This window comes from Robiginitalea insularis (assembly GCF_052497835.1).
Window position 1 is genome coordinate 1,423,802 of sequence record NZ_CP199296.1, and the last position, 22,236, is coordinate 1,446,037.

Here is a 22,236-nt window from a genome sequence, read left to right on the forward strand (position 1 = left end):
AATTTAATTTCAGGGTGACCTGTCTGCTTAGGCTCGGCCAGAAAATCAACTCCGCCAGTCACAAATGTGGTTTATCCAGGTGACCCCAGTCATTGCCATTGGGCAGAGCAAAAACTACATTGGGGTTACAAAAATCACATCATGAAACCCAAAGGCATTCCTTCATTATTGTTTGGTTTAATTTTCCTGACCCTTTCCACGGTGCATTCTCAAAACCTGTTAACCAACGGAGACTTCGGTTTAACTACAGAGATCATTTCAAATTTTGACGGCCCTCCGCCAGAAAATGTCTGGATATCCTGGCTGGGAGATAATGCAGCCGCTAACGCATCTATTGGAAACGAGCAGCTCCATTATCAGATAAGTAATTCTGGTAACCAATCCTTTGAAGTGCAACTGTTCCAGGCAGGATTTACTTTGAAGTCAGGGCATACATATAAACTTTCATTTGACGTGAAAGCAGATGCCAACCGGACTTTTGGGGTATTTCTGGGGGAGTATGGGGGCAATTGGACCAGCCTTTTAGGCTTTGATAATTATACGCAAAATGCCACAACAGAATGGGGCACTATCACTATTGAATTTGATGTATATACGGTATTCCCAACCCATAAATTAAGCTTCGAGTTTGGAGCCATAGATGCCAGTGTGTATTTAGATAATGTAAGCCTCATTGATCTTGGGGTTACCGAAAAAACCAATGGCACGGATTCAAAGGCCTTAAATAAAAAAATAAGGTATCCGGCGTACAGGCCTGAATCAGTACTCGAAAAGGCTTTTACAGATTCATATAAGGAAGCTGCGACCACCCTGTACCCTACAATTACCCGGCAAATTGACACTACAACCTTTTCTAAAGCCTTATCCGAAGCATTTGCCCAAAACTTGAAAGCAGATGAAAATTTAAATATCCTATTAAGCGGAAAAACACTGGATCCTGGGGAATTAATGGGGAAAAGTCAATTCCAATTCTTTATGTATGATATGGTCCGCCTTGGAAATGAGATCAAAATTAAAGGGCCAACTACAGAGTATCATATTATACCGGAAATCCTGTTTGGGCCCAAAAGGCAGGGGACGCTTTTTGTGTTCGGAATCCATGTTTTTATCCTGGACAAGGAGGGCGAAAATGTATTTTCTTTCTTGCTCAATTCCCATCACGAGCTTTTTGTTGACGCAAAATTATTTTCCTACAACCCTGATAATACTGATATAGAAGCATTGCTACAACGGTGCCTGCAGGTTGCAGCAAGGGCTTTTAGCATAATGGTTCATTAAGGGGTACACAGCGAGTAATCAGATCTGTCCTGACGATGGATTGGTTGCACAAGATTGGAGAATCTTTTTTCATATAGTAAAACACAGGGAGTTCTGAAGCGGGCCGCTGTTCCACTTAATCCATAAAAAAACCCGGCCTTAAGACCGGGTTTTCAATAAATCAATCAGTTATGGGTGCTATTAACGTACTTTGTTGGCTGTGATCTTGTGAACCACAGTTGCCCCGGCACCGGAAATGTATATATCACCGGACGCTCCGACCGCCACGCCATCAAAGCCCCATGTAGGTGGGGAGCCCAGGCCCGGGCCATATAATTCAAGCCCTGTAGCTATAACCGTCGTCTCTCCGGTACTAAAATCATAACGGGAAAGTTGATTGGCATTATTTCCTGCTTCAACGATCAAAAGCCTGCCTTCATTGTCAAGGGCTAACCCCTCTGGTCCCTGGAATCCATCGGCAATCACTTCGGAACTCGGCGGATCGAAGGCAATTTGCCATATTTCCCCTGTTGCCTGGTCAGCAGCCCACAAGGTTGTGCCATCAGTAACCAGGCCACTGGCTACATTCAGGGATTGGATTAGTGCATTCCCCTGGCTTGCATTGACAACGCCTCCCTCGACAAGGTCAGAGACAATGATATCCCCATTGATCTGTACGGCATCAATGGGAACCTCGAAGACATAAGACTCCATTACTGTTGCCGGGTTAGTGCCAATATCCCAAAGTTGTACGCCGCCACTAAACCAGGAGGAAACCACCAGCTTTTCGCCGGAAGCCGACACATTCATGGGCAATATCGGTAACGGCAGATCAGGACTATTGATTAGGAATCCTTTGAAGATGGCCTCCTGTTGCCCGCTTGTCCCATCAAACTCCCTCATGTTGAAGAGGTCTGCTACGATGACTCTGTCCTGATTATTAGATCCCGGCATAACGGCGAGACCCTGGGGCAAAATCATACCGCCCGGGCTAAGATAACGGGCCTGCCCGTTGGGCATTATCTCCGCCACCCAGCCATTGTCGTTGTTGGTCATGTACAGGGTGCCGTCATCGTCAAACGTCATATTGTCCAGCCCGGGTTCCAGGGTTGCAAACTCGGTTTTGTCATCCTGCCCGTCCGGGTTTACCTTGAAGACCTTTCCTGCCTGGTCCAGCACATATAACATCCCGTCCGGGCCAAATTTGGCAGCGGCGGGATTGAATAGGTTGGAACCAGTGAAGTCTCCTGCCACGATGCGTATAGTTCCGTCAGTTAAACCGGCAACCAGGGCACCTGGCAGATCATCTTGTGTAGGAGGATTGTTGTAATCACCTGGTACAAAAGCGTCTATTTCTATCGCAATCACTACGTTCAAGGCAAATAAAGGCCCATATAGCCACAGGCTGCCGTCTTCCCATCTTGTATCGAAGGAATTGAAGAATCCGAGGCAAAAACCATCAGGACACGTAATAATTGGTTTCGGAGGGGCTTGCAGGTCCGGATCTAGTTCGTAAATACCATCACCCAGGAAGTCAAGGCCCACAAAAAGGCGTGGCTCACTTTCCGGATCATCTGGATTAGGCTTTGAAAACCGAATGGGGTTTACGCCGGGGGAAACAGGTTGATATCCCAATGTGGTGCCATCAATATTCTTACGTCCCACAAATCCCGTGAGGATGTCTGTCCAATAGAAGGTCCCATCCGGCCCGAACACCATATCATCAGGACCCAGAACACCCGTATCGGCTCCATACCTTCTGATGATCTTTCCGCTGTTCTTGTTCATCGCCACAATCTCCTGACCGTTGACACTTGCGACGTAGATATTCCCGTCAGGCCCCACGTCCAGGCCGTTTGCGGCTTTTAATGCCGCTCCTTTGATCAGGGTTTTTAAAATGGGGGTGTTGGATTTGGCGTTGGCTGCCTCCAGATTAGCAGCTTCTAAATCCGGTTCCGGGCTGCAGGAGAAAACCAGCGTCAATGCCAGCATCAAAGTGCACAGCCAAATGCATTGTGATAAGCGTTTATTAATTGTTTTCATACTATAATTGTTTAGTGGGTTACTTGTTTAAAAAAATTGGTATAGCAAGACAATGGAATTCTCGGGGGAATGAGAACTTAGCCCATGTGTCAGGCAGATAGTAGATATAGGGGAGGGGGAAATAGAAAGATACGATAAATATTTGATATTCAGAGCTTTTTATGCAAGCCAAATGAAATATTTATAATATCAATAAAAGGATGTGCAAGTATCGGGAAAGTGGTCCCTGAAAGTTGCGGAAAAAAGCCGGGAGCTTACTGTAAGCTCCCGGCTTTTCAATTCAACTAATATTGAATTTTACTTTGTTCCTTCTGCATTTTTCTGCTGGTGGACCTCTTTGTGATTCGCGCCCAGGAATTCATATTGTTTGTCCATGAAATCGATATAGGACTGCCCCCAGACAAAATCAGGATTATCGCCAAATAGTACTACTAAACCTTCCAGGGGTTGGTCATATGGATTGTATATGACATGCTTTACGTAGGGTCCGATAAAGACGCTCATACCGGGTTCAATATCCACTTCTTCCTCCCCAAATAGTCCTTTCCCTTTTCCTTTTGTAAAGATCAATAAGTTTGGTACTTGCCCTTTGTCCAGGTTCTTTTCAGTATTGGCAGCCTCGTCTTTACCCAGACTGAACCAGGCTATTCGCTTGTCTTTCATGGTGTAAAGGGAAACCAGGGCCGCCCCATGGCTGGGCAGGGATTGGTCCCTCGTAAACCGGGTAATTTCAACAGCGTCTTTTTTCCAGAAATGTTCCATTACCTGGTAAGATATTCCTTCGTCCTTCGCGGAGAATTCATGTCCTTCTGTAGGCCTGATATTGAGCCCCACTTTGTCTTCAGCGGTAGATTTTGCAGCAGCGGTGCTGGCACTCCAGTACCCCGAGTAAACATTTTCCAGTACCTCAAGGTTTGCAAATTCAAAATACCAGGTTGGGATTGTGGGTTTCCCTTTGTGAAGGCTTACGTCATGCGGGCCGAAATTGTGGAAGGTGTACTGTTTTTTCTTTCCCACCTTGTAGCCTTCCTGCTTTCTCAGGGTCGTAACATGCCACCACTGGTCATTTACTTTTACTCCAAAGGTGCCACTTAAGGCCATAGGGTCTGTTTTGTAGCTTTCCACGAAGGATTCCAGCATTTTTTGGATGTTTTCTTCCTGTGCCTTCAGGCTGTTCGAGCCGCTAAAAAATAATAAGCATGCAGCGGCAAGCATTAGGAATTGTCGGGTTGTTTTGCTTTTTGTTTTCATGATAATAAAATTTATTGATTGATGTTACCACGAATGTATATGCATCACGGGAACGAACCCAATTTTAGATGGGGTTTGGGGTAAAATCTGGTTATTTGTGGTGAATGGACCCCTACTGGAAGCGCTTATACTGCTTTAAGCGGTCCAGGGTATTGGCCACATAAGTGCGGGATACCGGGATGATAACATCAGAATAAGCCATGGTTATTTTCAAATCCTTCTGATTCCCTTTGATGGAATGCACATTGTAGAGATTGATCAGGAAGGAACGGTGGCAGCGCACGAGGAAATCCTGCTCCAGTTGTTCCTGCAGGGCCGAGAGGGATGATCGGATAAGGTGTTTGGATAAAGTGCCGTTCTTCAGATAATGAAGTTCAATGTAATTGTCCTGTGCCTGTGCAAAGATAAAATCGGACACGGCTATTGAAATATTATCCTTTACCCCTTCCCCTTTAAAGTGTATCATCAGCTTTTCATCTATTCCCCCCATCAAATTGGTAAGCACTGAATCGTAGTCTTTTTTCAGGGTCTGGAACCGGAAATAGAAGAAGATACCCGCCGCGGGAAATATGAAAACGGTAGACAAATTCAGGACAAAACCAGGAAAGCTGCTCCATTGCCAGTCATGCCAGTCCCCCAGGTAATTATAGGCCGTAAAAGTGGCTGCTCCCGTCGAAATAAAGCTCCAGAGGGTCCAGCTGATTATAAAAGGATAGCCTGTGTTGTTATTGAAGAACCTTTTGATGCCAAATTCATTCAGGAGGCAAACAATTACCGTGACCGGTATAAAGAAGCTGATTTCGAGCAGGAAGGTGGGGGTATAGGCGTGTTGCGGATCGTAATTGTCTACCCCGAAGGGAAGGAATGCCAGCAGGAACAGGAATAGAAAGATCCCATACCCCAGGCTGAGCACCCATTTATAGCGGGAGGTGTGAAAGAAGTTGAAGGCTGCGACCATTGGTGATAAAGATAGCCTAAAAGGAAAAAATTAAGTGGTTATGAGTTTCTGAAGCGAGGTTACCCCGGCGGATATTCATCTAATTCCCTATCGAAATCAAAGGCGATACAGCACCCGAACCCTCTTTGGCCATGCTGAAGAGGATTTGCATGAGGGTAAAGGTGTTTTTGGATTGTACATCCCGGTCATCAATATAATACCAATGGTCCCGGTATTGTATGCCCAGGTAGGCGTTATCGGGCCTGGTCGGGCTAGACAAAACACGGATCAGGTCTGTGTTTTCCGGGTTGAAAGTGGGCAGCGTCCGCCCCTCTGACACATGTTGTTCGGGTACTTCAATGTACCAGGAGAGGTTGGACATCATTTCCAGGATGGAATGCGTCTGTACCACAATATGATTATTCCTTTCCAGGATTACTCCATACTCAATATCAAAAACATTGATTTCCGGATCCAAACGCAAAAGCTCCTTGAATTTGTTAATGGTCTGCTTTACGGAGTCTGTTCTGGCGACCGCCGGAAGGATCACTTCCACATTCACCTTGGGCCAGTCTCCCCTGAAATGCATCCCCAGAGCTCCGGCACGTTGGAGCTGGTGCAGCACTTCCAGCAGTTCCTTGAACTTGTGGTCTGCCTGCCGCTGTTCCCCGGGGGTCCCTATTTCGTTGTGCAGGCCGTTTATGGCTGAATTGGTCAGGCGCATCAGGCGTTCAGCAGACCAGCCGGACTGGATCAGGAAAAAGATCACTGACGGGGGGAGGGGCGTTAGCAGGCTCTGTGAAAAGGCCTGTCCGGACATGGGAGTATAGGTAATAGTAGGCCGGTCCGACCAGTTGGCGGAAACATTTCCACCAAGGGATGTGCCAAAGAAATTGGAGCTGCCGTTAACCCCTGCGGCCCCGCCGCGGGTATATGAATTGATGACGGAAGACACATTGAGGAAACGTGGCATTTCCAGATATCTCAGGCGCACGATATTGAGCAGCATCTGCTCATTTTCGTGGTTGGCCACGCGTTGGTTATAATTAAAGCCGTCCTGCGGAATGGTCGTTGGCCCCATGGATCTGCAGGAGGAAAGTAAAAGGGCAAGAAGCAGCATAAATGCAGCCGCTACCATACGAACAGGGGGTATGGATTTGTCCTGGATGGAGTTCGGACAATGGCTTAACATGATGGTTTCAGTTGGTTGGGTTACAGTTAAATATAATCCAAAGAAGGCAGATTGCCCCCAAATAAACCGCTATTCATTAGAAAATTTTTGGCTTTGTAGAAATTATCTTACCCCCAGCTTAGGACTTATCCATTAATTAACTTTATTCTGAATAGGAAAACGGGCAAAATTGAGTAATCCGCCCCATCCTTTTTAACTTATTACAATCTCTTTAACTCTTCAGAGATTGCTGCTTTTAATTCCTCTACTTTGTCCCGCTTCATTTGATTGATCCTTTTTGTAAATACCATGTAGTTTACCTCTTTCATAAAATGGCGATAAAACAATTTTTCAATCTCAAGTTCCGCAAGGGTTTCATGGAACGGTTTCCCTATGTACAAGGGATCCCCTTTTAAAAATCCTGCCATATCGGTTATCTCCCAAACCAGGGAAGGGTAATCTGACTGATGGTTTGCAATCCTCAGGTTACTGTGGTCCCAGAAGGAATAGTAGTTTACAACATTGTTTCTGAGATTGGTGTTCCGTATCAGGCGCAAATGACCGGAAGATATCATTTCCTGAAACGTGCCCGTAAGTCTGGCATTCGGAAAATCGGTCCCTATAATATCACTGTCGTTTAAGATGGTGATTACTGAGTCACCCATTATTGCATTTGGATCATCAATAAACCCCCTCACCATCATCAGGCTTTCTTCTTTTTGGGTTAGGTATCTTTCTATAGATTTAACAATATTGAGGTCTCTGTCCAAATCAACGTTCAGCCTTTTCAGATATTCCCTTTCCAGCTGCCTTTCCTTATTCATTTGGCTCCAGGCATCTAATTGAAGCGCAAGCAGAATCCCGATCACCACAAGTAAAACCTCCCCGATTGCGTACAGCAGATACTTGCTGAACGGGCTTTGGTTTAGCAGGCGTTGGCGGAATTGGCTTAGAAATCGAAGCATATTTTACTCTTTATTTTGGTCCAGTTCCCGAAGTAAATCCAGTATTTCCAGAATTTGTTTGCGAAGGGTAAATGATTCTGCATTTACTATTTCGTTTATCAGGATGGAGTTGGCCACAATCCCTTCCAATTCTGCATTGTTCAGTATTGCTTCGAGGCTTGGCTCTAACCTTGATTTCTTAAAGTCGTAGGGGATATATTCCTCCCGGTTAAGCAAAAAGGTGCTCAGGTCATTGGCCTTGTCATATAACGCTTTGTCTATGGCCCGACCAATCCCGAACTTATTCATTACAGGTACGTTCTCATAATGATGAGCGTTGATGTATATATTCTCTACTTCCTGAACCTGAATAACATCTGTTGACCACTTCGTTAGCAGGGTTTTTAATTCCTCGTTCTGTATGATATTGATTTTTCCCGAAGCAATAAGGTCATTGTTGATAGGATCATAAGTAACTGTCAGGCCCAGGTTCCCTAATTTGGATAATACACTGTCTTTGTTTGCAGATTGGGGGTTATCAAAAAAAGTAAGTAATTCTTTGGAGGAACGTATCAGTACTTTTCTGGTTGTGATTTTACTATCAAGCTGCTCCAGATTTGCCGTATAATCATCTTTTAATTTCCTTAGCAGAATCTGTTCGTCTGCCCGAATCTTTCTCTCTTCATTCCAACTGTCTACCTGTAAGGCAATTAATATCCCGATCACCACCAACAGGATCTCTCCAATGGCATACAGGAGGTATTTACTTACCTTGTTATTGATTATCAGGCGTTGGCGGATTTTTCGGAAAAAGCGAAACATGAACTGAGGTCGGATTGCCTCCTGAATGTACAAAAAAGATCGGGACAGGTATACCCCACACCAAGTAAAAACTGCAGACGCGATATAAGGTTACAGTTCTCCTGATGCTTCCAGACGAGCAACTTTATTCTGTACCGATCGGATTTCCTCCATTCGTTTGTCAACGATCATTTTGAATTCCTGTATCTCCCGGATGTTGTCAAAAGAAGGGTCGCGTTGTATAAAGTGCAATTTGCCGTCATCCCAGCGGTTGATACTATCAAACTTTCTTAAATACTCAAATGCCAGTTCGTGTTTCCCGAGAAAGGAATAGATGCCGGCACTTTCATAAAAAATAGCATGGGCGCGCTGGTAATTTTTCTGTAGTTTTTCATTCAAATTCAGCTGATATTCCATCAACTCCTGCGCCTCTTTTGTCCTTCCCAGCCCGGCCAGAACCTGTCCATACCTGTGCCAGGATTCCAATTCAGCAACCTCCTGCACCCCTTCTTCAGCCACTTTTATTTCCCATAACTCGTAATATTCGAGGGCTTTTTCATATTCCTTTAAAAGCAGGTGAAAAAATCCGAGTGCGGCAAATTCCTCTGTGTCTTTCATAAGCTCAACAGCCTCGTTGTACCTGCCCTGCTGCACATAGTACCATGCCTTTAGGCCCTTCAAACCTGGATAGAGGGGAATAGCCTTATCCAGGTAGTAATACCCTTTCTCATGGTCCCAGAGGTCCCAATAGAGCAAGGATTGGTTTATGTAGGCTCCATATAATTCCCTGGGGGAATGTTCCAGTTTTTCCAATTTCCTGTACAGCCTTAAGGCAGGGATTATTTCACGGTGGTGAACCCACTTCAAAACGGCTAACTGACCAATTGCACCCACAAGGTTGGGGTTTAGTTCTACAGCCCTGCTTAAATCTTTGGTTGCCTTTGGGATGTCATATAAAAAATCGTCATAAAAGGCCCCTCGCACCCAATAGGCATCAGCCAAATCAGGGTCCATGGCAATTGCTTTATTGCACATTACCAGCATGCTATCTATAAGAGTCGCATTCTCAAAAAATTCAAATTTATGTTGCTCCCTGAATACGCGGATTCGTCCCACCTGGGCCTGTGCATAGGTGGGGTCTCGCTGAAGGGCTTTCCGGAACAGCAGGTCTGCCTTTTGTAAGGCGTCGTTATTTTCAGTTGACTCCGAGTTGTTGAGGTATAACTGTCCTTGCAGATAATAGTCATAGGCTGTAAGATCCTCAGTGGGCTGTTCTTCTATCCTGTGCATTACCTCAGGGGAGATAGTTGTTTCCAGCTCGTTTGCGATATTTTGTGTTACTTCTGCCAGCACCATAAAAACATCTTGCAGTTCCCGGTCGTATTCCTGTGACCAAAGGCTTCGTTCTTCCGGGGCAAATATCAGCCTGGCGCGGATCACCGACCGGTCTTCCAGGCGCAGCACACTGCCCTCCAGGATATACTGTGCCTTAAGTTTTTTTCCTATTTCGGAAACGGAAGGAGGGTTGTGCCTGAATTGTTCTACGGAGGTCCTCGAGATAACACTTAAACTGGGAATCCTGGAGAGGTTTTCACGCACCCCTTCAGTGATGCCATCGCAGAAATACATGTTTTCCGCATCAGGGCTGTCATTTTTAAACGGAAGGATGGCTATAGATGCCCCTGAAAACCCCCGAGGTGAAGGTACCCCGGAGAAAAAAAGGCGCTCTGCCAATAAAAGGGATAAGGCCAGCGCCAGGATACCAATGATAAATTGATTCAGCCTGCGCCCCACTTTTTTGTTGTCAGAAGTATCCTCCTGCAGGGCTCCGGTTCGCTTGAACCCTTTTGGGGTTAACTCATAAAGCCAGGCGAGCACCAGGGAAACAGGGAAACCGGCTATCAGAAGCTTTATAAGCAAGGTTTGAACGGATTCAGACCAGCCCAACCCGGGGCCGACAATATCCACAACCTGTAATACGAGCCACCCACTGACGCCATAGGCCGTGGCAACCCTGTAGACATTCCTCTTTTTAAGTTCTTCAAAAAACTGCCTCATGAAGCTATACTTGAAGCGTTATTTCTTAAGGCTAATACCTTGTAAAGTAGTTAGTTCACAGCAATTTAAATATGATATAAATCACGTTCAATCCCTGGAGTTTTTGGCAGGGAGAAACCATTTGGGCAAAGTCACAGCCAACTTATTGGGAGGCCCTGCCCCCAATTATTGGAAAGGATCATTGCTTTCACGATATTTAATCCAGGTGAAATCCGAACTATATTTTTTTATTCCCCTGTTTGGGGGTAATATTACCGCAGATGAACTTCCTGGATATCCTCATTTACTTATTCGTCCTATTTTTCCTCATTCTGTTTCCCCTCATCTTTTTCGGCTATAGAAATGGTTTTGGGAAGAAGAGTAAGCATAGCGAAAACAAAGGTTGCTGGAAAGCGGTTTTTATTTTGGCGTTAGTGATAACGCTTATTGCCATTGTTGTAATTGTTATGATTTTTCTACTCGGCGCCGCCATGACAGGGAACCTGAGCTAATCATTAAGGAAGAAACGCAATGGCTTTATAGCAGCTGAGACCAGTCGTTTGAGGATATTATCGGCCAGTTCAGTCAAATAGTTCAATCTCCGCGTCAATTTCCTTTATGAGGTATTCCAGGAAATCCTGCATCAGGAAACCCTGGAAATTGATCATCTGGGAAGCGATCCGAACATTGAATTTTAAGACCTGCCGATAATCGGAATTTGCGATAAAGGCCTCGTAATCCTTCGGGACTAAATCTCTTGGCGATACGGTTTCAAAAGCCTGCATAATCATGGGGGTGAAATAATTCGTACAGTGCTCATTAAGCACCCTCATTTCCAGTTCTTTGTATAAGTTGATCGGCCGGGTATAGAAATCTGCCACCCCAAGACGGATGGAATCGTTAGTGATGATGCTGGACCCGTTTTGCCTGATGTTATCAAAGGTGGTGTGGTTAACAGAGAATGTCTGGAATGGGTTCATTTGGCTGAAATGGGGAATCAAAGAGTCGTGGTAGGGCAATCGCTCATCCATATGCTGCAGGATAATTTTATTGGAGCGGATAATATGTTGAAAATTTATACTATCGCTACGAATATCCTCCAGGGTCTGGGTAAGGTCAGCCTTAAGCTCTTTTAAAGTCTTTAATTCCACCTCACGTGCCTTGCGATTATCGTTCCAGGTATCGATCTGAAAAGCAATCAAAATCCCAATCACCACCAACAAAATCTCCCCAACTGCATACAGCAGGTATTTGCTGAATTTGTTGTCAGTAAGAAGGCGTTGACGTATTCGTCTCAATATGAGGAGCATCTATTAAATTTCGTTAGTTTATTGGTGTTTCAGTACCCGTCTCCTGCCTGATAAGATGCAGGATTCTTCGGATCTCCTCCAACAGATTCCGTTCGAGCTCCATCAGCGTATGCCTTCCTTCCATATAGGCTTTTATCCAGCCTATGAAATAGCTATCGGTATAAAGTATCTCCATATCAATAGGAGTTAAGGATTCTTTCTGATAATAAAACAAGGGAACATGATGGTCATAGAAGGATTCGTTGATATAATTTACAGGCTTGTAGGAAGTGATCCACGTGGGCAGTGTCGATTCAAAATAATTGATCACTTCCTCCTTTATACTGGAGTTCAAAATGACATCAAAACCTTTATTCTTGTATTGCTCATAACCGGCCTGTGAAAGGCTGAGATCACGTCTTGGCACTCTGGCCAGATGAAAATGCACTGCCAGGCTGTCCTTAAAAGGCAGTCTGTTATCGAGTACATTTACTACAATTTGCGCAGAATTATCGAGTAAGGTTAACCGTTCTATGTCTGCTTCAAGTGTTTCTATATGCAGCTCCAGGTTTTGAACCAAGTTTTGAAGAATCTCCTGTTCTACCCGCCGCTCTTTTTTCCATTCCTGCCAATTATTTATCTGTAGTGCAATCAATATCCCAATAACCACCAAAATAATCTCCCCAACTGCATACAGCAGGTACTTGCTGAACTTATTATCATTCAGAAGTCTTTGGCGTATTTGTCGGAAGAAGCGGAGCATTTTGATTAAATATCAGGATTTTCTTTAGTTAATAAAGGAGATCATTCATTTTGAGATTCCAAATTCAGCACAATATTCTTAGCTGCATCTAGAATACGGTTCATATTACGAATTATGTTTTCTTTTAAGATATATTCATTCTTAATCCTTGCCATAACGTCCGGACGAGCCATGTAATCCAAGTAATCTTTATTATTCTGAGCAAACCCATTTAAACGGTCTTCAAAGGGCTTATAAACTTCCCAGTTTTCCTCTTTAATTTCTGATAGGGGTCCGGAGAAAACCATCCGCAGATGCTCATCATATAATTTTTCTAAAATCCTATTTCTATAAAGCAGATTGGCTATGTTGTTATCAAAATTGTCATCTTCTATTAGGTCAATTCTGCCAGAATTAATTGCCATTTCCACTTTTTGAAACGGCAGGAATATCCCTGTTTGATAAAAGGTTCTGCTTATATGTTGTTTTACCGAGTCGATAGGTATCGTTATATTCTGAGCCTCTATCATTTTAATAGCACTATTTAGTTTTTTCACTTCATCTTCACCTGTCCTTATGCTAGCTTCTAAAAATTCGATTTGACTTTTAAAATGTTGAGTTAGGGTATTAACTAATTCAATTTTGTCCTTTTTTCTCTTTCTGTCCTCATTCCAATTATTGACCTGCAAAGCCAGGAGGATACCTATCATGACCAACAGTATCTCCCCAACCGCATACAGCAGGTATTTGCTGATTTTGTTATCAGTGAGTAGTCGTTGTCGGATCTGTCGGAAGAAGCGGATCATTTCAGAACAGGGGTTATTTCATAGCTTTTCTTCTCCAGGTCTACCACAATCTCGTAGGTTCCTTTTCGAACCGGGATCCTGGGACCCTTAAAAATGAGGATGTCCGGATTTGCCTCTCCACCTCCCCATTCAAAAGTCCAGTTCTCGTCCGTCCTAAATTTGACGAATCCATCCTCCAGGGTGGTTTTTAACAGCCAAAGGGTTCGAGCCGCATTGGCAGGCTTCATGGGCACTCCCAAACCATAACCATGCAGGGATGCACTACCAAAAATCTCAAGGTGGTGAAAAGAGAGGTCCAGATGCCCAAAATTAGCTTCAATAAATTCCAGGACCGTCTTTTCGGGGGTAGGTGTGATCTCAAAGATCTCCTGGCGTCTCTTCTTCAGGGTTTGCAGTTTAAGGACAATCGCATCTGTTTCCAAAAGGGTTCGAAGCTTTTTGGAGGTGTTTTGATCCAGGGGCATTTTTGCACATTCGTCAATGGTAGCCCGTAAGCCTGATGCGGAGAATTCGCAAATTGGGATGTTTTCCCGGATCAACACGGCTTTAAAGGATTCGAAACCATTTAAGTCTGCCCAATTTTTAAAATCTGGGTAGCGCCCTCTAAAATAGCGGTGGAGGTGTTGCGCTACCCCAAACTGAATCGAATCTGTGGGATTGAAATCTAAATAGGCCAGAAACCAATTCTCATCCATCCAATCGTCGTTCAGGAATTCATCCAAAACCAGCAGGTTGCCCGCCAACCGTTCCGGGGGTATCAGATCTGGAAAGTCCAGCAAACTATCAATGATCGATAAATGAAAACTGGCCCGATCCTGGTAGAGGTCCCAAGTAAGATCTCTGGCCTTTAGCTTTCTGTATAACTGCTTGATGCCAAACTCGTAACGCTCCCGGTTGATGCGTTGCTCATTCCAGGAATCAATCTGAATGGCAATTAGGATACCCAGGATTACTATAAAAACCTCAACGATCACATACAGTAAGTACTTGCTGAGTTTGTTTTCAGTCAGGAGGCGTTGTCGGATTTGTCGGAAGAAGCGGATCATTGGTTAATGGTTGCTCTTTTCAAGATAGGCAAATAATTAATACATGGGCATTCGAGAATCAGGAGTACCCAGGAATACATATCTTTACGAAACCTCAACCCTTTTAAAATAGGCATGAATGAAAATTTAGGACTTCCGCGCACAATCAGAAATAGCATTCTCTATATAGGATCATTTATGCTGTTTTTTCTTAATATGGATGGGATATACTCTCAATCTGGCTTTCAATACGATATAGTATTGAAGGGAGGAAGAGTCATAGATCCTGAAACCGGCATGGATGCTATTAGAAATGTCGGCATTGATGATGACCGAATAGCTGAAATCTCCGAAAATGATCTTGCGGGCAAAGAAATCATTGACGTTAAGGGTCTGGTTGTATCTCCGGGCTTTATCGACCTCCATGTACACGGGGTCACCAATGTGGAGCAGGAGTACCAGATGCACGACGGCGTAACTACAGCCCTTGAACTGGAAGGCGGTTTACCCATGCTGGAATCCTGGTATAATTCCCGGGCGGGAAAAGCCCTGATTAATTATGGTGCCAGCGTATCCTGGGGATTCGCCCGTTTTATGGCAATGAAGAAATACCGGGATCTAACCGAAAATCTTGAGGAATTTGATACCATTGCGGACAAGGCAGGAACACAATCCGTAAGAGAACCACTGACGCCCGATGAACATCCGGAGATGATAAATCACATCGAATCGGAATTGCACGCAGGGGGTATTGGCATAGGGGTGCCGATCGGTTATTTTCCGCATGCCACTCCTTCGGAAGATTTCCGGCTTTATCAATATGCCGGTGAAAAGCATGTGCCAGTATTTTCCCATGTAAGAGAAGGCGGGTTTATGGCTATTCAACAGGCTATAGCAAATGCCATGCTTACAAGGGCACCTCTCCATATTGTTCACATGAACAGTATGGCTCTTGGAGACGTTGAATTAGGGATTGAAATGGTGCGTCTTGCCAGGGATCAGGGATATCAGGTCACCACGGAAATGTACCCCTATACCGCAGCTTCTACCGGTTTAGCATCCGCCATTTTCGACCATGGCTGGCAAGAGAGCTTCGGAATAGGCTACGGCGATCTGCAGTGGGTGGCCACCGGGGAAAGACTTACCGAAGAAACATTTAAAAAATATCGGGCTGAAGGAGGAACTGTAATCATTCATATGATGAAACCCGAGTGGATTGAAGCAGCCCTTAAAACAGAAGGCACTATTATAGCTTCAGACGGGATGGGATATGCAAAGCTGGCACATCCCAGAACTGCAGGCACTTTTTCCCGAGTCCTTGGCAAGTATGTTCGTCAGGAGAAAGTTCTTGACCTGAATACGGCTATTGCCAAAATGACGTTATTGCCGGCAAGAGTGTTGGAAAGCTTCGTGCCAGGAATGAAAAACAAGGGCCGGATACAGGTAGGGGCCGATGCAGATATTACTGTTTTCGATCCAGGCACCATTGCCGATAAGGCTACTTTCGAAAAGGGGTTGGCTTTCTCAGAAGGCATCCATTTTGTATTGGTAAATGGCGTTTTTGTCATCAAGGAAGGGCAATCCGTTGAAAGAGTATTTCCAGGAAGGCCAGTATATGGCAAATACAGAAGATAAGAGTCCGTTTCCCGGTCCAGAAAGCTATCGGAAGAAACCTTTGACGAAGTAGTCAAACAAAGCTAGGCATGGGTTGAGGATGGTAGCAAGATGAAATTTTATCAGTCCAGTATCTTCGTTCCTATCATATCTCTGCCAAAGCGATGCGCAAATATGTGTATGCTGTCTTCATCTTTCTCAAAACGGAAATACCAATTCCTGTCATAAAATTTTTGAGAACCTCCAGGATGTATTAGTATTTCATCTGTTTTGTTTCCCAACCAGTCTGTATCGGAGTATAACATATTGTCTTTGATGAAAAAAGTCCGTGATCCCACCCCATTAAAAGTCATAAAAGTGCCCTCATAAAATTTATGCATCTCCGGGTCGATAGCCCACACAGCTTTTTTGTCGGATATCCCCAGCATAATAGAAATTTGTTGGTGGCAGGAAATCGCTTTTTCGCGAAATAAACCCACTTCCTCTAATTTCTCTTGATATAATTGCTGATGAAGGATATATTCTCCCTTAAAGGCATCATCGTACAAAACATAATCAAGAAAACTTTCGTTGCTTGTCATCAAGGTGTCAAATCGATGAACAAAGAAAGAAAGGTCCTTAATTCTTTCCTCATTTCTTGCCTGACTTCTGATCAACCTGTTCTGTTGGAACAGAATAGCCTCTTTCTTGGTCTCGTATAGATCTACAAGCTCATCCACAATACTCAAATAGTAATCAGGGACGTTATCGATGTTGTTGATGAGCTGGTTATAACTACTCTGAACAAGTGATAATTCGTGATACAGAACCGCATTAAGCCGTAATGCCGGATGCACGTCACTGGGGTAATCAACTCTGATGTCATCCTTGCCTAGTTGGCCCAAGGATAGCATATATGCCAGGGAATCTTCTACCTCATAGTACCTGAAAATCTTTTCTGATTCTTCAATATTATTTTCCAACTCGGTAAGTACCCTTGCGAATACGGCCCGAATCTCTGCTTCTGTTTTTCGTTCTTCATTCCAATTATCAACCTGCAACGCAATCAAAATCCCAATCACTACCAACAGGATTTCCCCAATGGCATACAGCAGGTATTTGCTGAGCCTATTGCTGGTTAATAATCTTTGGCGGATTTGTCTGAAGAAGCGGAGCATTAGGATTTGCTGATTTCTTGATCAATAAGAATAACTAGTTCATCTATTAGGTTTATTAATGTATCTGCCCCATCTGCCCTCCAGCCTGCTCTTATAGCTAAGCTCAATAGTAAAGCCTTTCGTACACCATTATCACGAATCAGATTTAAAGGATCTTCAAGGTTTGAAACATTAATGTAATTTACACCATCGCTTCTCAGTGAACTACGCCATTCCCCATGCATGCTCGGCTTATCCGAAGTAAATCGCCAACCCAATTGCCCGTAATAATTGTTAATTGAAGATTTTAGGGCATCATTCTCTATCTTAGAGTACAAGCCGGTATTTTTAAATTCTTCAATAGAGTATAAATTTGGAATCATAGGTCGTTCTCTCCCTGTCCAAGAAAAGGATATTTTTAAAAATTCTGAATCGGCGTGTTCAGGAATTGGCCTATTCCAAATCCAGGATGGTTCATATTCTATGATATTATTTTGGAGTTCTAATACATGTGGTTCAGACTCTCCTGCAAGTTCAATGAGTTTATAAAATGAATGAACCTTAAAAATTTCAACAGACCGAATATTGTTTAACCAATCCTTATCCAAGAGTAGAGATTCTTTCAAAGAGATAAATTGTTTTCTTATCTGATCTTCTTCCTTTTGTTGTTCATTCCAATTGTTCACCTGCAATGCCAGAAGGATCCCTATCATCACCAAAAGTATCTCCCCAATGGCATACAGCAGGTACTTGCTGAATTTATTGTCAGTTAGGAGGCGTTGTCGGATTTGGCGGAAGAAGCGGAGCATTGGTTGGTTGTTGCTCCATCAAATTACGAAAAAGGAAATTATGGTCTGTAAACCATACCAGCAATCCATAACTTTAATGACAAAACCACAAGATGAACGAAGCCGACTTCAAGCAGTACGCCGACCAGGAATTAGTCAAATGTCAACGCTTCAAGCAAATATGGAAGAATGCCACTAATCCAACCATTAAAAGCAAGGCTTTCTTTGCCTGGTGTATTAAACGGTTTCAGTTACAGCAGATTCATATTTATTCACCTGAACCTATTACGCCATACAACCAGTACAGCATGAGTGAGGCTGTTGGGTATTTCTGAAATGAAATTGCAGTCTGATCCTGTTCCTTTGAATAGTCTGATGGTCTTCGTGTAACCCCTTGGTAAAATGATATGCCAGGGTTTTTTTCTCCTACAGAGTGTTATTTAGTCAGGGTCAGAATAATTTCTATCGAAATGAGCACATCTGGTGTTTCTGGATCATCATCGAGATCTTCTGAGCTGCTCTCCGAGATAGACGCGCTCCAGGTATTAGCCGAAATGGAATTGATCATAAGAATGACATTGTCTTCACCTTCGATGAGTGTCAATGTCTTTTCATCTGCGCTGAGACTCCAAGTGCCACTTGTGGATCTATCTCCGAAACTTGACACATAGGTGTCATCCGATTTCAGAGTAAGTGTCCCGGTTAAATCCGATACTAAAATAGCTTCAAAAAACGCATATTGGGCCGCTGCCTCGGCAGGAGGTAATCCTTCCACCTCTACCAGATAATCAATGAGCGATTGAGACCCTACCGTAATATTAAAGTCATAATCAGAAACGGACCAGGTGCCAATTAGCAATTCCCTTGTAGTCAAATTAATGCCATCACCACCATCATCATCTTTGTTACAGCTACTGAAGCCTAGCAGAAAAGTGATGATAAAAAGGGCGAATAGAATATTGCTTAATTTTTTCATGACATATCTTTTTTCCATTAATGGATTCTAAGCCATAATATAATTCATATGAAAAGCCGGTAGCAATGATTTGGGTCAATCTGACTGAAACTGCAATCTAATTTCAGCTATCTAACGTAAAAGGAAATCTGGCATTGCGGTTAACGAGGTCAGGTGAAATCTAATAATCGCATTTAATGCAACCATACTCTTTACCAGTCGAAGTTGCTAGACATTCCTCTTTTGTTTCAAAACATTTTGTAGAAACTTCTAAATACGCCGTTGTCCAAGGTTTATCGGAGGTGCATCTCATCGGGCAAATTGTTCCATCCCAGTAATCATCACTAGAACAAGTACTCAATGAGAATACTGAAATGAATAGAATTATTGTAAATCTGATACTTTTCATCTCGTCCAGAATTGAAATGAAGTTAATGCTCAGGTACTAAGCGGAAAATGATTTGGGTCAACCGATGACTGAAAGGAGATTGCAGTCTAAATAAATTCTATGCTTTTGAATTTTCACCGATAGGCATCAATCTAGCAGGCCACTCCACACTGACAATTATCATAAGATTTGATTTGGCCCCGTCTTACCTTGAAAGGTGCATTACAACCTTGCTCTAACAAAACCTAAATACTTACAGTCATGTTAAGCATATCCGTCCCCGTCCTGTTCGGAGCTCCCTGCCTCATTTATTCTTGGATAACTCTGTGGTACTCATTCCCAATAATCTTATTGGAATTGCCGATAAATTGGGATGCCATATCCGCCATTGGTGAAACGCTGGGTGCAATAGCGGTAGTCATTTCTCTGGTCTATGTAGGCCGCCAATTAAAGCAAAACACGGCAATGATGCGTAATGCTTCAGCCACTGAAATTTTGGAAATAGACCATACCATTATTTTACCCATAATTGAAAGTGAAGAATTCTCAGAAATCTGGCTAAAAGGGGATCATCGGCTAAATGAATTGAGTGAAGCGAATTTGCAAAGGCTCCTGTTATTTGAGCGACGGGCATTCACTTTATGGCACCATCATTTTCAGCAACGCCGTCAAAAATTAGTGACGGATGAAATGTGGCACTACCAAAATCAGATGGTTCGCTTTCTTGGTCTTCGTGAAGCAGTCAAAGTGGCGTGGGGCATATTCAAAGAGACTTATGAACCTTCTTTTCAAGAGTATGTGGAGGAACAATTTCAAATTGGACAGGAAGCGTCGAGCCAAAGAGATCGTCAATCTCCAGCGGAGCCGTCTCATTGATAATTATCATAAAATTTGATTTGACCCTGCCTTACCTTGAAGAGTCAATCCAATCGCCATGCTTCATTTCTTTCGTAAAATCCGCAGAGAACTTTTAGCCAATAGTCAAACCATAAAGTATTTGAAATACGGTATTGGGGAGATCATCCTGGTGGTGATTGGGATTTTAATTGCTATCCAGGTGGATAACTGGAATGAGGATAGAATTGATGCTGAAAACAACAAAATCCTTTTCCAGTCCGTAAGTGACGAGTTAGTACAGAATATTGAAGAAATAGATAAGATACTTGACATCTATATAACCGAACAACCTTATTACTTCAAAGTACTCCACAAAAAAGTTGATTACGAGGACTATAAAAATGGATTTCCGTATCTACCATACCGCTGGCAAAGGACGAACCTAACTGATGGAGACTTCCGTGAATTACTTGCAGGAAAAAAGAATCTCACCGAGTTACAGGATTCTATACTCGCAGAACTAAGAGACCTCTATGGCAAACGAAAATTAAATGCCGATAAAGATGAGGAAGAAATAGCCGATTGGCATTTTTACCGAAGAATGAAATGGATGGATGAGCACTCGTGGCAACCAGATTTGTTTGGTAAACGCATATTTACTGATGAGTTTATTGAATACCTATTGACCGATCCTTCCTACATAAACGAAGTGACTGAAATACATCTTAGAAATCATGGGCATCAAGGGGGAATGCTCTGGTTTAGGACACAAGCTTTGGATCTATATAAGGAGATTATGAAGATGATTAAAAAAGATTCAGACACCTCTCTTGTTAGAGATATAAAAGATTTAGGACACCTAAAAGGGGTATATGAAGCCCAATTCGCTCAATATGATGGTTTAGTCGGCAGATGTGAAATCAAGGGTGACGAAGAAGTGAAGTTTTTTGCCTATTGGGGTGATGAGGTATTGGCTTCTGAATGGGATATCCATCCTTACTCTGATTCGGTCCTCATATTCTACGGATCAAAAAAAAATGATAATTATATGGCTAAAATTTTATCAGGAAGTGACGGCGAAATAATGGGGTTAGACTTTATTGGGTTTCTTCAAATGGATGAGAATGGAGATAAGATAATATGGAAAAAAATAGAGTGAGTAGAATTTGATAACTGTTAACAAGAATTAAAACATTAACTACAATGAAAAAGCTACTACTAATTTTCACTGTTTTGTTGGGTATCTATGGATGTGCCAGGCAATCCGTCGATCAGGAAGCAGAAGCAGAGAAAATAATGGAATTGTCCAGGGAATGGGCCAAATCAGCTCAAACCACAGACATTGAAAAAGTATTGAGTTACTGGTCAGACGATGCTGTTGTAATGGCGCCGGGCCAGCCACCCACCATAGGCAAGGAAGCCCTTAGGAAGATGCTTGAAATGAATGCTACAATCCCCGGTTTTGAGGTAAACTGGGAACCCAAAGCGGCCTATGTTTCAGAAAGTGGGGATTTGGCCTATTCCATTGGTGTAAACTATATGAAAATGCTGGATTCCCTTGGAAACAAAATCACCATCTTTAATAAAGCCGTGGAGGTTTGGAAAAAACAGGATGATGGATCATGGAAATGTGTGGTGGACATTTTTAACCAGGACCCCACATTGACATCGATTAAATAATAGCCAATGAAAAGGACAAGCAGCGTACCACTAAATATCATAGTGCTTTTCATTTCAATTTTTTCTTTCGCACAATCACCTAAGGAACGTTTGAAAGAATTAGTTGGGATCTGGAAGGTGATAGAGAGTTCTTATACGGATCCGCCTGAAGGTATTGTAACTGTTATTCCGGTTTCCGATGGAAATGCCATTTTCAGTACCTGGAAACAAGGAAGGGACGAAACTTATTATGAGGCAAATGCGTTATGGGGATATTCTGAAACCACAAAGGAGATCAGGGTGTTTGAGGTAAATACACTGGGTGTTGCAGAAACTCATATTGGCTACGTTGATGATTCAGGCACATTAATTCTCGAACTTCGTGACCCCGAGACCAATAGCTTGATGCAGAAGAGATCCATGACTTGGGAAGGTAATTCTTGGAAAATGACAGCACTTTTTATTGAAGAAGGGAAAGAGGTAAACCATCATGTTTCATTAGTTCGTCAAAAGAGCTAATTGCAAATCTCACTTCGCCTTGACTATTGTTATAGGT

At 43.1% G+C, this 22,236-nt stretch carries 21 protein-coding genes; 7 read left to right on the forward strand and 14 right to left on the reverse strand.

Going from position 1 to position 22,236, the window contains the following annotated elements; translation table 11 throughout:
* The first annotated feature begins 141 nt into the window (after window positions 1–141).
* Window positions 142–1,278, forward strand: a complete 1,137-nt coding sequence (locus ACT6NV_RS06475; protein WP_445386439.1) for a carbohydrate binding domain-containing protein — start codon at window positions 142–144, stop codon at window positions 1,276–1,278.
* 180 nt (window positions 1,279–1,458) lie between these two features.
* On the opposite strand, the gene ACT6NV_RS06480 is transcribed toward ACT6NV_RS06475, so the two are convergent.
* The 11 genes from ACT6NV_RS06480 to ACT6NV_RS06530 all read right to left on the reverse strand — a co-directional run bounded on the left by ACT6NV_RS06480 (window position 1,459) and on the right by ACT6NV_RS06530 (window position 14,324).
* Window positions 1,459–3,300, reverse strand: coding sequence for a hypothetical protein (locus tag ACT6NV_RS06480; RefSeq protein ID WP_445386440.1), 1,842 nt, complete (start codon window positions 3,298–3,300; stop codon window positions 1,459–1,461).
* Between the two features lie 297 nt (window positions 3,301–3,597).
* Complete coding sequence (locus tag ACT6NV_RS06485) at window positions 3,598–4,551, reverse strand: cupin domain-containing protein (RefSeq protein ID WP_445386441.1); 954 nt, start codon at window positions 4,549–4,551, stop codon at window positions 3,598–3,600.
* 112 nt (window positions 4,552–4,663) lie between these two features.
* Window positions 4,664–5,509, reverse strand: coding sequence for a LytR/AlgR family response regulator transcription factor (locus ACT6NV_RS06490; protein ID WP_445386442.1), 846 nt, complete (start codon window positions 5,507–5,509; stop codon window positions 4,664–4,666).
* A 79-nt stretch (window positions 5,510–5,588) separates the two neighbouring features.
* Window positions 5,589–6,680 (reverse strand): hypothetical protein, encoded by a 1,092-nt coding sequence (locus tag ACT6NV_RS06495; RefSeq protein WP_445386443.1) that lies wholly within the window; start codon window positions 6,678–6,680, stop codon window positions 5,589–5,591.
* Between the two features lie 200 nt (window positions 6,681–6,880).
* Entirely contained in the window at window positions 6,881–7,624 is a 744-nt protein-coding gene (locus tag ACT6NV_RS06500) for a DUF6090 family protein (RefSeq protein WP_445386444.1), read from the reverse strand.
* A 3-nt stretch (window positions 7,625–7,627) separates the two neighbouring features.
* Entirely contained in the window at window positions 7,628–8,425 is a 798-nt protein-coding gene (locus ACT6NV_RS06505; RefSeq protein ID WP_445386445.1) for a DUF6090 family protein, read from the reverse strand.
* Between the two features lie 90 nt (window positions 8,426–8,515).
* Window positions 8,516–10,462 (reverse strand): hypothetical protein, encoded by a 1,947-nt coding sequence (locus tag ACT6NV_RS06510; protein WP_445386446.1) that lies wholly within the window; start codon window positions 10,460–10,462, stop codon window positions 8,516–8,518.
* 560 nt (window positions 10,463–11,022) lie between these two features.
* Window positions 11,023–11,751: a DUF6090 family protein gene (locus ACT6NV_RS06515; protein ID WP_445386447.1), complete on the reverse strand. Its 729-nt coding sequence runs from the start codon at window positions 11,749–11,751 to the stop codon at window positions 11,023–11,025.
* Window positions 11,752–11,764: 13 nt separating this feature from the next.
* The gene (locus ACT6NV_RS06520; protein ID WP_445386448.1) at window positions 11,765–12,493 is read right to left on the reverse strand and encodes a DUF6090 family protein; all 729 of its coding nucleotides are present in this window, start codon (window positions 12,491–12,493) and stop codon (window positions 11,765–11,767) included.
* 41 nt (window positions 12,494–12,534) lie between these two features.
* Window positions 12,535–13,278: a DUF6090 family protein gene (locus ACT6NV_RS06525; protein WP_445386449.1), complete on the reverse strand. Its 744-nt coding sequence runs from the start codon at window positions 13,276–13,278 to the stop codon at window positions 12,535–12,537.
* On the reverse strand, window positions 13,275–14,324 hold the full coding sequence (locus ACT6NV_RS06530; RefSeq protein WP_445386450.1) for a hypothetical protein: 1,050 nt from the start codon (window positions 14,322–14,324) through the stop codon (window positions 13,275–13,277). Before ACT6NV_RS06530 ends, ACT6NV_RS06525 begins: the two co-directional genes overlap by 4 nt.
* Window positions 14,325–14,438: 114 nt before the next feature.
* Between ACT6NV_RS06530 and ACT6NV_RS06535 the strand changes: the two genes are divergently transcribed.
* Window positions 14,439–15,938, forward strand: a complete 1,500-nt coding sequence (locus tag ACT6NV_RS06535) for an amidohydrolase family protein (protein ID WP_445386451.1) — start codon at window positions 14,439–14,441, stop codon at window positions 15,936–15,938.
* 101 nt (window positions 15,939–16,039) lie between these two features.
* On the opposite strand, the gene ACT6NV_RS06540 is transcribed toward ACT6NV_RS06535, so the two are convergent.
* Both ACT6NV_RS06540 and ACT6NV_RS06545 read right to left on the reverse strand, forming a co-directional pair.
* The gene (locus tag ACT6NV_RS06540) at window positions 16,040–17,074 is read right to left on the reverse strand and encodes a DUF6090 family protein (RefSeq protein ID WP_445386452.1); all 1,035 of its coding nucleotides are present in this window, start codon (window positions 17,072–17,074) and stop codon (window positions 16,040–16,042) included.
* Window positions 17,074–17,862: a DUF6090 family protein gene (locus ACT6NV_RS06545; RefSeq protein ID WP_445386453.1), complete on the reverse strand. Its 789-nt coding sequence runs from the start codon at window positions 17,860–17,862 to the stop codon at window positions 17,074–17,076. The genes ACT6NV_RS06540 and ACT6NV_RS06545 overlap by 1 nt, the downstream gene beginning before the upstream one ends.
* A 92-nt stretch (window positions 17,863–17,954) precedes the next feature.
* Between ACT6NV_RS06545 and ACT6NV_RS06550 the strand changes: the two genes are divergently transcribed.
* Window positions 17,955–18,176: a hypothetical protein gene (locus ACT6NV_RS06550; protein WP_445386454.1), complete on the forward strand. Its 222-nt coding sequence runs from the start codon at window positions 17,955–17,957 to the stop codon at window positions 18,174–18,176.
* 101 nt (window positions 18,177–18,277) lie between these two features.
* Here the strand turns inward: ACT6NV_RS06550 and ACT6NV_RS06555 are convergent, their stop codons facing one another.
* On the reverse strand, window positions 18,278–18,817 hold the full coding sequence (locus tag ACT6NV_RS06555) for a hypothetical protein (protein WP_445386455.1): 540 nt from the start codon (window positions 18,815–18,817) through the stop codon (window positions 18,278–18,280).
* Between the two features lie 718 nt (window positions 18,818–19,535).
* Between ACT6NV_RS06555 and ACT6NV_RS06560 the strand changes: the two genes are divergently transcribed.
* From ACT6NV_RS06560 to ACT6NV_RS06575, 4 genes are all read left to right on the forward strand, one after another.
* The gene (locus ACT6NV_RS06560; RefSeq protein WP_445386456.1) at window positions 19,536–20,060 is read left to right on the forward strand and encodes a hypothetical protein; all 525 of its coding nucleotides are present in this window, start codon (window positions 19,536–19,538) and stop codon (window positions 20,058–20,060) included.
* A gap of 121 nt (window positions 20,061–20,181) precedes the next feature.
* Window positions 20,182–21,180 carry a DUF6090 family protein gene (locus tag ACT6NV_RS06565; protein ID WP_445386457.1) on the forward strand — a complete coding sequence of 333 codons (999 nt, stop codon included), beginning with the start codon at window positions 20,182–20,184 and terminating at the stop codon, window positions 21,178–21,180.
* Window positions 21,181–21,224: 44 nt separating this feature from the next.
* The gene (locus ACT6NV_RS06570) at window positions 21,225–21,701 is read left to right on the forward strand and encodes a YybH family protein (RefSeq protein WP_445386458.1); all 477 of its coding nucleotides are present in this window, start codon (window positions 21,225–21,227) and stop codon (window positions 21,699–21,701) included.
* A gap of 6 nt (window positions 21,702–21,707) precedes the next feature.
* Window positions 21,708–22,199, forward strand: coding sequence for a hypothetical protein (locus tag ACT6NV_RS06575; RefSeq protein WP_445386459.1), 492 nt, complete (start codon window positions 21,708–21,710; stop codon window positions 22,197–22,199).
* The last annotated feature ends 37 nt before the right edge of the window (window positions 22,200–22,236 follow it).

Bases quoted from the DNA above. Each gene is read 5' to 3' on its own strand.
- ACT6NV_RS06505 (WP_445386445.1), bottom strand. From the start codon at position 8,425: ATGTTTCGCTTTTTCCGAAAAATCCGCCAACGCCTGATAATCAATAAC.
- ACT6NV_RS06550 (WP_445386454.1), top strand. From the start codon at position 17,955: ATGAACGAAGCCGACTTCAAGCAGTACGCCGACCAGGAATTAGTCAAA.
- ACT6NV_RS06575 (WP_445386459.1), top strand. From the start codon at position 21,708: ATGAAAAGGACAAGCAGCGTACCACTAAATATCATAGTGCTTTTCATT.
- ACT6NV_RS06525 (WP_445386449.1), bottom strand. From the start codon at position 13,278: ATGATCCGCTTCTTCCGACAGATCCGACAACGACTACTCACTGATAAC.
- ACT6NV_RS06515 (WP_445386447.1), bottom strand. From the start codon at position 11,751: ATGCTCCTCATATTGAGACGAATACGTCAACGCCTTCTTACTGACAAC.
- ACT6NV_RS06535 (WP_445386451.1), top strand. From the start codon at position 14,439: ATGAATGAAAATTTAGGACTTCCGCGCACAATCAGAAATAGCATTCTC.
- ACT6NV_RS06510 (WP_445386446.1), bottom strand. From the start codon at position 10,462: ATGAGGCAGTTTTTTGAAGAACTTAAAAAGAGGAATGTCTACAGGGTT.
- ACT6NV_RS06570 (WP_445386458.1), top strand. From the start codon at position 21,225: ATGAAAAAGCTACTACTAATTTTCACTGTTTTGTTGGGTATCTATGGA.
- ACT6NV_RS06495 (WP_445386443.1), bottom strand. From the start codon at position 6,680: ATGTTAAGCCATTGTCCGAACTCCATCCAGGACAAATCCATACCCCCT.
- ACT6NV_RS06545 (WP_445386453.1), bottom strand. From the start codon at position 17,862: ATGCTCCGCTTCTTCCGCCAAATCCGACAACGCCTCCTAACTGACAAT.
- ACT6NV_RS06530 (WP_445386450.1), bottom strand. From the start codon at position 14,324: ATGATCCGCTTCTTCCGACAAATCCGACAACGCCTCCTGACTGAAAAC.
- ACT6NV_RS06485 (WP_445386441.1), bottom strand. From the start codon at position 4,551: ATGAAAACAAAAAGCAAAACAACCCGACAATTCCTAATGCTTGCCGCT.
- ACT6NV_RS06490 (WP_445386442.1), bottom strand. From the start codon at position 5,509: ATGGTCGCAGCCTTCAACTTCTTTCACACCTCCCGCTATAAATGGGTG.
- ACT6NV_RS06500 (WP_445386444.1), bottom strand. From the start codon at position 7,624: ATGCTTCGATTTCTAAGCCAATTCCGCCAACGCCTGCTAAACCAAAGC.
- ACT6NV_RS06540 (WP_445386452.1), bottom strand. From the start codon at position 17,074: ATGCTCCGCTTCTTCAGACAAATCCGCCAAAGATTATTAACCAGCAAT.
- ACT6NV_RS06480 (WP_445386440.1), bottom strand. From the start codon at position 3,300: ATGAAAACAATTAATAAACGCTTATCACAATGCATTTGGCTGTGCACT.
- ACT6NV_RS06555 (WP_445386455.1), bottom strand. From the start codon at position 18,817: ATGAAAAAATTAAGCAATATTCTATTCGCCCTTTTTATCATCACTTTT.
- ACT6NV_RS06520 (WP_445386448.1), bottom strand. From the start codon at position 12,493: ATGCTCCGCTTCTTCCGACAAATACGCCAAAGACTTCTGAATGATAAT.
- ACT6NV_RS06475 (WP_445386439.1), top strand. From the start codon at position 142: ATGAAACCCAAAGGCATTCCTTCATTATTGTTTGGTTTAATTTTCCTG.